This is a genomic window from Prosthecobacter gellanilyticus, assembly GCF_007992435.1.
GTDB lineage: Bacteria > Verrucomicrobiota > Verrucomicrobiia > Verrucomicrobiales > Verrucomicrobiaceae > Prosthecobacter > Prosthecobacter gellanilyticus.
The window spans coordinates 1-12444 of record NZ_BKAG01000087.1; the positions used below are offsets into that span (position 1 = coordinate 1).

Annotated in this window: 9 protein-coding genes; 6 read left to right on the forward strand and 3 right to left on the reverse strand. The window is 61.4% G+C overall.

Annotated features, from left to right (window positions below):
• Positions 1 to 153: 153 nt before the first annotated feature.
• The 3 genes from BGE01nite_RS27920 to BGE01nite_RS27930 form a co-directional block, all read right to left on the reverse strand.
• Positions 154 to 1608, reverse strand: a complete 1455-nt coding sequence (locus tag BGE01nite_RS27920) for a TolC family protein (protein ID WP_170267125.1) — start codon at positions 1606 to 1608, stop codon at positions 154 to 156.
• Positions 1609 to 1633: 25 nt separating this feature from the next.
• Positions 1634 to 2956 carry an HlyD family secretion protein gene (locus BGE01nite_RS27925; RefSeq protein WP_170267126.1) on the reverse strand — a complete coding sequence of 441 codons (1323 nt, stop codon included), beginning with the start codon at positions 2954 to 2956 and terminating at the stop codon, positions 1634 to 1636.
• Positions 2957 to 3154: 198 nt separating this feature from the next.
• Positions 3155 to 5383 (reverse strand): peptidase domain-containing ABC transporter, encoded by a 2229-nt coding sequence (locus BGE01nite_RS27930; protein WP_146856094.1) that lies wholly within the window; start codon positions 5381 to 5383, stop codon positions 3155 to 3157.
• Positions 5384 to 5533: 150 nt separating this feature from the next.
• On the opposite strand from BGE01nite_RS27930, the gene BGE01nite_RS27935 reads away from it, so the two are divergent.
• The 6 genes from BGE01nite_RS27935 to BGE01nite_RS27960 all read left to right on the forward strand — a co-directional run bounded on the left by BGE01nite_RS27935 (position 5534) and on the right by BGE01nite_RS27960 (position 12261).
• Positions 5534 to 6460 (forward strand): LysR family transcriptional regulator, encoded by a 927-nt coding sequence (locus BGE01nite_RS27935; RefSeq protein WP_146856096.1) that lies wholly within the window; start codon positions 5534 to 5536, stop codon positions 6458 to 6460.
• A 298-nt stretch (positions 6461 to 6758) separates the two neighbouring features.
• The gene (locus tag BGE01nite_RS27940) at positions 6759 to 8042 is read left to right on the forward strand and encodes a sulfatase family protein (RefSeq protein ID WP_146856099.1); all 1284 of its coding nucleotides are present in this window, start codon (positions 6759 to 6761) and stop codon (positions 8040 to 8042) included.
• Between the two features lie 612 nt (positions 8043 to 8654).
• Positions 8655 to 9767 (forward strand): hypothetical protein, encoded by a 1113-nt coding sequence (locus tag BGE01nite_RS27945; protein WP_146856101.1) that lies wholly within the window; start codon positions 8655 to 8657, stop codon positions 9765 to 9767.
• A 460-nt stretch (positions 9768 to 10227) separates the two neighbouring features.
• A complete protein-coding gene (cmk, locus tag BGE01nite_RS27950; RefSeq protein ID WP_146856103.1) occupies positions 10228 to 10863 on the forward strand; it encodes a (d)CMP kinase in 636 nt (211 codons plus the stop codon).
• An 81-nt stretch (positions 10864 to 10944) separates the two neighbouring features.
• The gene (locus tag BGE01nite_RS27955; protein WP_146856105.1) at positions 10945 to 11556 is read left to right on the forward strand and encodes a lysophospholipid acyltransferase family protein; all 612 of its coding nucleotides are present in this window, start codon (positions 10945 to 10947) and stop codon (positions 11554 to 11556) included.
• Positions 11557 to 11673: 117 nt separating this feature from the next.
• The gene (locus BGE01nite_RS27960) at positions 11674 to 12261 is read left to right on the forward strand and encodes a DUF416 family protein (protein ID WP_170267127.1); all 588 of its coding nucleotides are present in this window, start codon (positions 11674 to 11676) and stop codon (positions 12259 to 12261) included.
• Positions 12262 to 12444 lie beyond the last annotated feature (183 nt).

A 12444-nucleotide genomic window follows, 5' to 3' on the forward strand; every position in this document is an offset into this window, starting at 1 on the left:
TTCAGTCCGCAGCAGGTCGATCAAAACTAACAGGCCCCCTCTTCCGATCCACCCCTCCAACCCGACGTCGACACGAACAACTCAAGCCCCCACCCACCACCTCACCTCTCCACTCCACCCGCTGCGGACTAAAGTCCGCGCTCCACAGATCTCTCACCGCCCCACCTTCCGTGGCGCATCCGCGGCCATGGCGGCGCGGTAGTTCGTCTGCGCGCGGAAGTATTCCGCCAGCGCATCCACCTCCAGCACACGCGCGTCAAAGCTCGCCTGCTCGCGGATCTGCAGCGCCAGCAGATCCGTGGCCCCTTGCTTCAGCCGCTCCGTCTCCGCCTGCTCCAGCTGCCGCGCCAGGTCCACGTTCAGCCGCGTCATGCGCAGCGTGTCAAAGGCCGCGTCCAGCGCGCTGTAGCTGTCACGCACATCGGCGGAAATCTTGTCGCGTGTGAAAAGGCGCTCCTGCTCCAGCCGCGCCAGCGTGGCATCCGCCATGTCCATCCGCCCCTTCGCCTCGCGACGTTGCAGCGGCAGCTTGAACTCGATCTTCGCCTCCACCTCATTCCGCTCCAGATCCTTCGGCCGGTTCTCACCGAGAAACTGCCCCGCCTCCACACCCACATCCAGACTCGGCAGCAGGTTGTTTTTCGCGAGCCGACGATCAATCCCCGTCTTCTCCATCAGCAGCTCGATCCGCCGGATCTCCGGGCGGAAGATCGCCGCCTTCGCAATGTCCGCCGTCATCTGCGCATCATCCGGCCGTGGATGCGCCGGAAAGGTGGAAGGCACTCGCGAGCGCGCCGGGATGATCGGCTCCGCGGTGTCACGCGTGCGATAAAAAAGCGAAAGCTCGATCGCCGTGGCCTGCAGCCTCCGCTGCGCCTGTACCACCGCGATCTCACGGCTCACCACCAGCCTTCGGTTGTCAATCTGCACCACCGGTGCCGACGCGCCCTTCCGCACCTGCTCCGCGATCGCATTGTCACGATCCTTCGCCACCCGTAGCAGCTCTTCAGCAAGGGTCAGCCGCTGCCCTGCCGCCACCCATGTATAATAGCTGATCCCCGCCGCGCGGATGAAGTCCAGATACTGCCGCAGGATGATGGGGTCCGCCAGCTCCTGGTCGATCTGCGCCTGCCACAGCGCGGCGCGGCGGCGGTCGATCGTGCCATCACGCAGCAGCGGGATCTTGAAGCCGATCACGGTCTCACCATCCACACCCGTTCTGTCCTTGTTATAGTTAGGCAGATAGCCGCTGCTGAGCCGGTAGCCGCCATGCACACTGCCGCCCCAGAAAGGCAGCGGCTGCTCCAGCATGGCATAACCAGTATTGCCATCATAGTAACCGGCCAGGCTCGCTGTGCCGCCCGCGTTCAGGTTCAGATCAAAGCTGCCCAGCGCCTGCCGCACACGGCCATTCGCCATGTCCATCTCGATCAAGGCCGCCAGATACGGCGGATACTGCCCCTGCACAGAGGCCAGCACTTCAGAGAGCAGCAACGCCTGCGGCCTCGGCTTCGGTTGCGGTGCCGGTTTGTCCGCACCGTGCAGGTCCAGGCCAGCGCACAGCACCAGCATCATCGGGAGCAAAGAAGAGATCGTTTTGACAGTCATGCAGTTCGTTAGGTCATTGAAGGGCTTAATACGACGTTGCCGCGCCTGTCCCCTTCTTCGTCGGGTCCAGCTTGTCTCCACCCTGCGGCAGCATGGGCGGGAAGCCGTTGATCTGCCGCCAGAGCTCATACCACAGCGGCACCTGTTTCAGCATGATCCAGGCGTTCGCGCGCACCCCCTGGCGCAGCCATCTCTCCTTGTCCGGCCAGCCCACGGTCACCGGACCCTGGCCATCACCACGGTCCACCACATCATCCAGCGGGCCCACCACCACGCGGAAGCGGCCCATGCCATCATCCGTGGCATCCACAAACACCACCTCCCCGCCAAACGTGCCGATCGCCAGCTGCGGCCAGCCGATCAGCTGCACCGCCGGCCAGCCCTCAAAGGCCAGGCGCACCGGACTGCCATGTTTCACCACGCCATTCTCCTCACGGCGCGCATGGATGAGCGGCATGTCATTCCCATCCACCCACACCTCCACATAGCGGCTGTCCGTCTCCGGAATGATCACGCAGATCAGCGAGCCCGGACGCAGATACGTGCCATCCGTCGCCGCCACCTGCAGCACAATGCCGTCACGGGGCGACTCCACCATTTGACGCAAGTTTTGGTTAATCTGGATGTCAATGGCCGAAAGATCACGCTCCGCCGTGGCCACCTCAGACAGCGCCGTGCCCTTGGAGGCATGCGTGGAGGCGATCGTGGCATCAAACTCATTGCTCGTGCGCTTCAGCGCGGCCTCGGAGGACCTCAGCTCCGCCACCGTGGAGTCACGGGACAGCGTGGCCAGCTCAAGATTCCGCTGGGACTCCAGCCGCTTGTCATACAGCTCCTTCGTGCGGTTGAAATTCAGCTGAGAGGTCTCCGCCGCGATCTTCGCCCCCGCCACCCGCTGCTCCGCGCCATCGATCGCCTGGCCTTTCGCCAGCTCCTGCTGCGTGATCTGCGCCGTGAGGGACTCCACGCGCCCTTTCGCGAAGTCACGGCGGCTCTCCACAGACTCACGCTGCGCGCGCAGGTTGTTCAGCAGGTCCGGGTCATTGTCCTGGATCTCGATGATCAGGTCCCCCTTCTTCACCCGCTGCCCTTCCACCACATGCAGGTGCTTCACACGCCCGGAGACCTGCGCCTCCACATTCACGCGGCGGTCCAGCGGATTGAAGGCGATCACCCGGCCCGTGCCGGACACAAACTGCCGCCACGGCATGTAAAAAAGCCCCGCCAGCAGCAGCACAAACCCCGCCAGCAGCACCCGGCTGAAGATGCGCGTGAACCGCGCGGATCCCGCCAGATTCAGCGCCGGCAGCGTGGACCGCGACGCCAGCGGCGCCGTCTGCGGTTTCATGGTTTTCACAGCATTCGTCATATCAATTCACATCAAAAGTTAGGCCGTTCGTCCTCTCGTCCATCAGCATCCCGAACCATTTGGCAGAAAAATTAGGGCAGAAAAATTTCAGGAAATATTTCTACCATAATTTTTCTACATAACAAAAAGCGCTTCATCATGTCTCGTCTGCCTTGGTCATTCGTCATTCGGATTTAGTCATTCGTCATTCCTCACCGCGTCCGTTCCATCCGTGAGATGACACGGCGCCAGCTGGATGATCTGGTCACACTGCTGGGTCACGCCATGATCACGCGTGGTCACCACCACCGTCCAGGGCAGGGACTTGTCCAAAATGGCCCCGCACAGCTCGCGGAAGCAGGACTCGTCCACACCATCCAGCAGCTCGTCCACCAGCAGCAATCTCGGCTTCTGCACCAGCGCACGGCTCAGCAGCAGGCGGGTGCGCTGATTGCCGCTCAGCGGTGCTCCACCGATCTTCAGGCGCAGGTTCAGCCCCTCCGGGCGCAGCAGCACATCCTCTAGCAGGCCCGTGCGTGCCAGCGCCGCGCGGATCTCGTCCATGCCGATGTCCGTGCGGCCCAGGCGCAGGTTCTCCACCACCGTCCCGTCCACGATCTCGTCCCGCCGCAGCAGCATCACACTCTCCCGCAGCGCCTCCAGATACCAGCTGCGCAGGTCCAGCCCGTCCACCGTCACATAGCCGGACACCGGCTGCCTCAGGCCGAACAAAATGTCTAGCAACGAGCTCGCCCCGGATCCATGCGGCCCCACCACAGCGACTCGCGCTCCCGGTGGCACATCAAAATTCTGTCCGCCGAAAAGTGGCACGCCTTCCAGATAGCCGAAGGAAAGCCCCTCCGCCTTCACCGAGGCCGCGCCCTCGCACTTCGCAGGACGTTCACCACCCTCGCGCTCGGTTTCGAGATCAAAGATGTGCCCCAGCTTGTCCATCGCCGCCATGGCATCATACCAGGCCTCCAGCTGCTTCCCCAGCTTCGAGAGCGAGGCCACGATGGCGCTGATGATCAGCTCGCTGGCCACCAACTGGCCTAACGTGATTTGCTGACTGATCACCAGATAACCACCCGTGACCAGCAGCGCCGCCGCCGCCACCACCTGCAGCGTCAGCAGACCCGCGATCTGCCGCATGAGAATGCGGAAGTGCCGCGTGCGCGCATCGATGTAGCCCGCCGCCAGATGGTCCGCGCGCTGCGCCGCCAGGCTGTAACCCGCCGGCCCTTTGAAGAGAAAGGGAAAGTGGGCGATCTCCTCATACCAGTTCACCAGATCATACTTCATGCGGCTTTCCTCGATGCTCGTGCTCACCGCGCCCCGGCCGCACAGCCACAGGATCAAAATGATCACCACCAGCATCACCCCCACAAACGTCAGCAGCAGCGGATGAAACAGCGCCAGCAGCAGCATGCCCGTCAGCGTGCTGAAGACCAGGTTCACGCCGTCCAGCAGCAGCAGCGCCGTGCTCTTCTGCGCCGTCACCACATCCAGAAACCGGTTCACCAGCTCCGGCGCATGCACCTCATCCAGCGCCTCCGCGCGCACCCGTGGCAGACGATGCGCCAGATCGGAGGCTGCACGCACAAAGATGCGTCGCTGGATCACGTCTGACACATAGTATTGAAAGCCCGTCACCACCGCCTGCAGCGCCAGACACGCAAACAGCGCGATGGAAAGAATGACCAGCGCCTGCACATACGGCAGCTGCTGCCCGCCGAAGGCCAGATTACTCACCACCGCATCCACCGCCAGCGGCAGCGCCAGATACAGCAGACCGGCAAACACCGAGAAAATCAGCAGCGTGCGGATGTCCTGCCGCTCCGCCTTCAGCAGGCCAAAGAAGCGCCGCACCGGGCTCACCGATCCGTGCCCATGTCCATGAGCATGACCATTCTTATGCCCATGGCCATGCCCGTGTGAAAGCGCCGCGGCACTCATCCCCTGCACGGCTCTCTCTGCCTGCACAATGCCCGCCTCCACCACCGCGTTCACCCCTGGCAAACCCAGCCTGCGCGCCAGCGCGGAGCGTGACAGCGTGACGCGGTGGTTCGGGTGCTCACGCTCCGCGATGCGCAGCCGCAGCCAGCCCGCATAGGTGATCACCACCCAGCGCCTCTCCACCTCATGCCAGATCACCAGCGGCGCATCATCACGCACCTGCCAGATCAGCTCTGCCAGCGGTCTCCGCACCGGCGTCACCCGCAGATGCACCACCGCTGCGGCAGCCGTCAGCGCCGCCAGCGGATCCTCCGCCTCACACGCACGTCCGGCCTGCAGCACCGCACGCCGCGCCTGCTCCATGTCATACTCGCCGCCGGTGATGCTCACCAGCTGCGCCAGCGTCAGCGTGTGTGCAGAGATCGGATCAGAAGAGGCAGGGAAAGAGGCAGGAACATCAGATTTGGGCATGGGGGGTAGAGCACAAAAAACGCGGCAGAGCCTGCCTCGGGGAGCCAGAAGCAGACCGCGTTTGGGGAACTGAGAAACGGATGGAATGCCCCTTTGACCATTTCGATGTTTCGAAGTTATACTTCGAAAAAACCGAACCTGTTTTTTCCTATGGCGGATCCCCAGCTCAACTACCACCACCTCCGTCTCTTCTGGGAGGTCGCGCGCGCCGGCAGTCTCCGCTCCGCCGCCGCGCGCCTACATCTCTCTCAGCCAACGATCAGCGCGCAGATCAAAATGCTGGAGAGCACCCTCGGGGAGCAGCTTTTTGACCGCACCGGCCGCGGCCTGAAGCTCACCGAGCAGGGCCGCCTGGTCATGGAATGCTCCGCAGAGATCTTTTCCCTCGGCACTGAAATGGTCCGGTCGCTACACGGATTGGGCAGCAGCCGCCACCTGCGCCTCAACATCGGCATTACAGACTCCCTGCCGAAGCTTGTGGCCTGGCGATACATCCGCCCCGCCATGAAGGCCCTCCCGCATCTGCAGCTCTCCTGCGCGGAGGGGCATTCCCAGGACCTCGTGGGCCTGCTCGCCTCCGGCAGGCTGGACGTGGTGCTCTCAGACGAGCCCGCATCCTCCTCCCTGCCCGTGAAGGCATTCAATCATTTGTTAGGCAGTTCCCCCGTCATCTTCTGCGCCACACCCGCTCTCGTGCGCCAGTATGGAAAAGGCTTCCCCGCCTCTCTCAAAGACGCCCCCATGCTCCTCCCCGCCAGCCGCACCGCCTGGCGCCATGAGATCGACCGCTGGTTTGAGACCAACCGCCTCCACCCCCGCGTCGTCGCCGAGTTTGACGACGTGGCCCTCATGAAAATGGCCGCCTCAGACGGCCTCGGCATCGTCCCCATCGCCGCCGTCGTGCTGGATGACGCCACCCAGCGTTACGGCTTGAAGCCCATCGGCCGTCCCGTGCGCTGCGGCTTCTCCTGCTACCTCATCACCCTCGAGCGCGCCATGCGCCACCCCGCCCTCCGCGTCATCGCCACCGAGTCCAAGAACATCGTGAAAGACCCCAAAGGCGGAAGGTTTGCCTGATTCATGATTTTGGAATCCATCTCTCTTGCGTGATTCCTTCCTCTTGCGGTGTGCCTCTCCGGATGAAGGCAGAAAGATTGGGGGCAGAAAAATTTTCTGAAATCTTTCTGCCCTAATCTTTCTGCCAAACTTTCTCCTGACAGTCTCATCTCGTTCGAAACTCCAGCAGATTCAGGAAGGCCAGCAGATTGGTTTTAAACTCTGTTAAAAAAATAATCTGTGGGCCTCCCTGAATCTGCTGGAAAAAACCACTCCGCTAGATCCCGCCCCTTCCTCACGTTCCCGCTCCACTCCACCCATGAAGCGTCTCTTCCTCCTAGCCCTGCTCCTCTCCGCGTCCGCGCTTCGCGCCGCAGACACCCCGCCAAACATCGTCATGATCATCTCGGACGATCATCTCTGGAGTGACTACGGCTTCATGGGCCACCCGCAGATCCAGACCCCGAACCTCGACAAGCTCGCCAAGGAAAGCCTCACCTTCACCCGCGGTTACGTGCCCTGCAGCCTCTGCTGCCCCAGCCTCGCCAGCATCATCACCGGCCAGTATCCGCATCAGCACAAGGTCACCAGCAACGATCCCCCCATCCCCGAAGGCATGGCCAAGAAGGCCCTCGCCAAGAGCCCGCACTTTGATGAAGGTCGCGAGATCATGAGCCGGCATCTCGAAGAAGCCGGCACGCTCCCGAAGATGCTGCAGCAAAAGGGTTACCTCAGCCTGCAAACCGGCAAATGGTGGCAGAAGCACTACTCACGCGGCGGCTTCACCCACGGCATGACGAAAGGCGGACGCCATGGTGATGACGGCCTGGACATCGGCCGCAAAACCATGGCCCCCATCTATGACTTCATCAAGGAAGCCCAGGGTGCCAAGAAGCCCTTCTTCGTCTGGTATGCGCCCATGATGCCCCATGACCCGCACACCCCACCGCAACGCTTGTTCGACAAATACAAGGACAAAACCCCCAGCGAGCCCATCGCCAAATACTGGGCCATGGTCGACTGGTTTGACGAAACCTGCGGCGATCTTCTGAAGCATCTCGATGACAACGGCCTGCGTGAAAACACCATCGTCGTCTACGTCACTGACAACGGCTGGATCACCAACCCCAAGACCGGCCGCTATGCTGAGAAGTCCAAGCAGAGCCAGTATGACGGCGGCCTGCGCACCCCCATCATGATCCGCTGGCCTAACCAAATAGCTCCCAAGATGTCCGCGGATCTCGCCAGCTCCATCGACCTCGCCCCCACCCTGCTGAAAGCCGCCGGCCTCGAACCCACGAAGTCCATGACCGGCCTCAACCTCCTGGATGAAGCCGCCGTCACCGCCCGCAAAACCATCTATGGCGAGTGCTTCACGCACAACGCCGTGGACCTCAATGTCCCCGCCACCAGCCTCCGCTGGCGCTGGATCATCGACGGCCACACCAAGCTCATCATCCCCGACAGGAAGAACCAGCCCAGCGACGTCACCGAGCTCTACGACCTCCAGTCCGACCCCACCGAGGAAAAAAACCTCGCCCCCGAGCAAGCAGACAAAGTCACCGCCCTCACCACCCAGCTCGACGCCTGGTGGAAACCGTGAGGTGAATCAGGCAGCCCAACCAAAAAGGCAGAAAAATGAAGGCAGAAACATTTCAGAAAATCTTTCTGCCCTTAATCTTTCCACCAAATCTCCGGCGAGCGCACCCACGACCCAAGGAGCGCGGATCTCCGAATCCGCAGCCGGGTGGCCATCTTGAGTGAGGTGATGCTATGCCATCCGTGCCTTCAGACCCAAGATCATGGATGCGAAGCACAATGGAGACCCGTCCTCACCTCCCGTTTGCGCTCAACCTTGCTGCGGATTCGGAGATCCGCGCTCCAGGGACCTCAGCCCCCCTTCACGGCTAACCAAAAATGCCAAACCAGTTCATGTAGAAAGATTAAGGTAGAAACATTTCAGAAAATATTTCTACCCTAATTTTTCTACATACCTCTCTGGCATCCGCTCCCCAGCCTCGTCCAACCCAACACCGGCTCCCGTCCCTTTCCGCGTATTCCGTGTGTTCCGTAGGCCCATCTATTCTTCCTTATGAGCGTCAAATCAGCGGTTAAACCTTCCCTGTCATTCATGTCCATTCGTGGTTAATTATCTATCCTCTCCCGCTCGACTTTCCCCCACTCATCGCCTCTACTTTCCGCTCACACCTCCTGCATGTCCGAACCCGCTGACTCAACACCGCCCCCGCCCAATACCGCCACGAAGAAACTCACGCGGGACACCAGCCGTTCCACGGCCCGGGAGCACATTGATGACACCCAGCAGCCCGAGCTCCGCATCTCCGTAGACAAGCCCAAGACCACGAACCACCGCCAGAACCGCGTCGGCTGGCCCACCTTCATCATCGTCCAGCTGCTCATGCTGGCCTTCGTCATCAGCCTCGTCCCCCGAAACAGCGGCACCCAGGCCCACACCACCGCCCCCGTGCCCGTGCCAGCTCCCGCCGCAGTCACAGTCCCCGCTCCTGCATCAGCCCCCGCCACCAGCGCAGACACCTCTGGCCTCGAGATCAAGCTCAGCAAAGCGCAGGACCAGATCAGCGCCCTGCAAAAGCAGATCGACTCCCAGCGTGGCGACCGCGAGCGCATGCAGGCCACGCTTCAGGAAATGACGGACCGCATGGCCCTCGTCATCAAGCAAAACTCCTTCGTCCCCGGCGGCAACGGCAACGCGCAGAACCTCAGCGCCAGCGATGCCTCCCAGGTCGCCGCCCTGATCCCCACCGTCACCCCCGCCACGAGCGAGCTCGTGCTTTTAAAGGAGCGCAACCGCCTCACCGACTACGCGGACAAAGCCATTGCCACCGGCTCGCGCGAAGGCCTGCAGGCCATCGTCGAGACCATGTTCAACCAGAACTCCGCGAACATGCACCACGCCGCCGGCGCCGAGTTCCGCCGCGTGGCCGCGTATTTCGAGATCGCGTCAAACATTGACCCAAACTACCGCCTGCCCATCCAGGAGCTCTTCAAGGGAAAAGACAGCCCCGTCAAAGCCGAGGCCGACCTGAAATCCGACCAGCTCATCAAGCTCATGCACGATCACCAGCAGCCCTGGGAAGTCCGCCTGCGCTGCGCCTACCTCCTGCGCGCAAACCCAGACGCCCCCGTCACCCCAGCCCTGCTCAAGACCCTCCACGAAGACCCCTCGCTCGATGTCGTCAAACAAGCCCAGACCAGCTTCGAAAAGCGCGTCGGCCAGCGCTTCCGCCTCTTCGACCTCCCCTCCATCGACGCCTGGTGGGCCACGCAGACCCAGACGAAGAAGTGAAATGAATTTTGGCCGGTCCTCTGGCCGGTGCCCCACCCAGGAGAAAACCAACTTTCGCGCCCATCATTTGGCCGGTCTTTTACCACTCCTCAAAAGCAACCGTGAATGGCCCTGCGACTTGAAATTTGGCAGAAACATTAGGGCAGAAACATTTTCTGAAATCTTTCTGCCCAAATTTTTCTGCCAGAAATGGATTGGAACGATTCGTGTCTCTTCGTGTCCATTCGTGGTTCAGAATACTGCCAGCCAAGACTCTCTAACCGCTGATAGGACGCTGATAGGACGCTAATATCCCAAGGCATTTATTAGCGTTTAATTAGCGTCCTATTAGCGGTTAAAAACCCCCCATTTCCCCCACCAAGAACGAAGAACCAGGAACCAAGAACTGCCCCGCGAACAGCGAACCCTGACAACTCTTCCCTTGACCATCACGCCCGCCTCTCTTCACGCATTTCACCCCATGCCCGACCATCCTGTCATCACCATCGACGGCCCTGCCGCCTCCGGCAAAAGCAGCGTCGCACGCCTTGTCGCCCGCCAGCGCGGCGCCATCTATGTGAACACAGGAAACATGTATCGCGCCATGACCTGGGCCGTGCTGGATGCCGGCATCGATCCTGCGGATGCAGATGCCGTGCGCGCCGCCGCCGCCACCCTCCAGATCCAGTCGCCCGTCGTCGAAGGCCAGACCCAGGTGCAGGTCAATGGCCGCACCCTCACCGATGCCGACCTCAACAGCGACCCCGTGAACCGCGCCGTCTCCCACGTGGCCCGCGTGCCTGAGGTGCGTGACCTCCTCGTCGCCGCCCAGCGTGCCCTCGCCGCCATCGGCCCCCTCGTCATGGAGGGGCGAGACATCGGCAGCGTCGTCTTCCCGGACAGTCCCCTGAAATTCTACATCGATGCCAGCGAGGAAGTCCGCGCCGCCCGCCGCAGCGCCCAGGGCCACACCGACCAGGTGGCCGAGCGCGACCGCCTGGACAGCACCCGCAAGACCTCCCCCCTCGTCGTCCCCCAGGGCGCCATCGTCATCGACAACAGCCACCTCACCCTCGAGCAAGCCGTGCAGCAGGTGCTCTCCAAACTGCCTAACTAAAAGCAAAGAGCCAAGAGTCAGAAACTGAGAACGGCGAACCGAGAACCGGAAACCGAGAACAGCGAACCAAGAACAAAACGCATGAACTTCACCTACTGGCTTGGTCACAGTCTCTTCCGCACCGTCGCGCGGGGGCTCTATGATTTTCGCATCGTCGGTGCCGAGAACCTGCGCTTTGAAGGCTCCGCCATCATCGCCGCGAACCACGTCAGCTTCCTGGACCCGCCCTTCATCGGCCAGGCCTTTGACGAGCCCCTCTACTTCTTCGCGCGCAAGACCCTCTTTGACCATCCCCTCGCCGGAAAAATCCTCCGCCAGTGGCAGGCCATCCCCATCGACCGCGACAAGCCGGACACCTCCAGCCTGAAGGCCACCATCCGCCTCCTGAAGTCTGGCAAAAAAGTCCTCATGTTCCCGGAAGGCACCCGCAGTCCCGATGGCCTCCCGCAGAAGGCCGAGGCCGGCGTGGGCCTCTTCCTCGCCAAGACCGGCGCCCCCGTCCTCCCCGTGCGCATCTTCGGCAGTTACGAGGCCTATCCGCGCGGCGCCAAGTTCCTCCACCCCGCCCAGATCACCCTCGTCGTCGGCAAAAAATACCAGCCCGACCTCGCCGCCGCCACCTCCACCGGCCGCGACCTGTATCAAACCCTCGCCGATGACGTCATGCAGCGCATCACCGGCCTGACGGTCTAACCAAAAAAGTTTTTTGAAGGGGCTGTCCGCTACCGGTTTCCCTTCCAAGCCGGTAAAGGCAGAAAGATGAGGGTAGAAACATTTCAGAAAATCTTTCTGCCATTCTCCGAACCTCTAATGAACGTCATCCTCTCGCACTCGGCATTCATCCAGATCTCCCTGACGGGTCTCGACAGCATTCGTGCTTTTGGTTGGGCCGCAGCCATTTGCCAGCGTGCGCTTCCATGTGTCATCCGACTCAGCGAGGACCAGCTTGATAGCTCCACAGCAGCATGCCCAGCCCTCTGGGACAAGGTGTGGAAAAGCCTGAAGGGCCTGGATGAATTCCCAGACGATGCTCCGGCATTGTTGGAAAGGATGATTCCAGATGAAGCATTCGCTGCCGAGCAGAATGACCATTTTCAAGCCATCGTGATGTTGCATGCCCTGGCAGCAGCCATTCACAAACATGACACCAGTGAGGTGGCCCACGTTTCTGACGCAGCACTGGCCCTTCTGGACAATGCCCTGCACCGCGATCTATCCCTCACACCGGGCAAGGAGTCTGACCTTCTGATTGGCCGCCACCCATGGGTGACCCAGGAGATCGACCGTCAAGTGAGAGACCTGTCGATCGCACAGCAAGCACCCGAGGCACGTGAAGCCGTCCTGCAAATGTGGCGGCAGACCGTGAACGAGACCCTTCTTCCATGCACGACTCAGTGATGTCTTCACATCATTTCACACGCCATACCTGCCGCAGCTTCGGCATCACTCGCACATCAATCCAAACCGGTTGAGGTAGAAAGATTTGGGGCAGAAACATTTCAGAAAATCTTTCTACCCTAATCTTTCTACAAACACTCTCCGGCATCGAACGTCCACAGCGTCCAAGGAGCGCGGACTTCA

What these genes read in the sequence shown, in the direction of transcription:
- BGE01nite_RS27920 (WP_170267125.1), bottom strand. Translation starts at nt 1,608, where the DNA reads ATGACTGTCAAAACGATCTCTTCTTTGCTCCCGATGATGCTGGTGCTG.
- BGE01nite_RS27925 (WP_170267126.1), bottom strand. Translation starts at nt 2,956, where the DNA reads ATGAAACCGCAGACGGCGCCGCTGGCGTCGCGGTCCACGCTGCCGGCG.
- BGE01nite_RS27930 (WP_146856094.1), bottom strand. Translation starts at nt 5,383, where the DNA reads ATGCCCAAATCTGATGTTCCTGCCTCTTTCCCTGCCTCTTCTGATCCG.
- BGE01nite_RS27935 (WP_146856096.1), top strand. Translation starts at nt 5,534, where the DNA reads ATGGCGGATCCCCAGCTCAACTACCACCACCTCCGTCTCTTCTGGGAG.
- BGE01nite_RS27940 (WP_146856099.1), top strand. Translation starts at nt 6,759, where the DNA reads ATGAAGCGTCTCTTCCTCCTAGCCCTGCTCCTCTCCGCGTCCGCGCTT.
- BGE01nite_RS27945 (WP_146856101.1), top strand. Translation starts at nt 8,655, where the DNA reads ATGTCCGAACCCGCTGACTCAACACCGCCCCCGCCCAATACCGCCACG.
- cmk (WP_146856103.1), top strand. Translation starts at nt 10,228, where the DNA reads ATGCCCGACCATCCTGTCATCACCATCGACGGCCCTGCCGCCTCCGGC.
- BGE01nite_RS27955 (WP_146856105.1), top strand. Translation starts at nt 10,945, where the DNA reads ATGAACTTCACCTACTGGCTTGGTCACAGTCTCTTCCGCACCGTCGCG.
- BGE01nite_RS27960 (WP_170267127.1), top strand. Translation starts at nt 11,674, where the DNA reads ATGAACGTCATCCTCTCGCACTCGGCATTCATCCAGATCTCCCTGACG.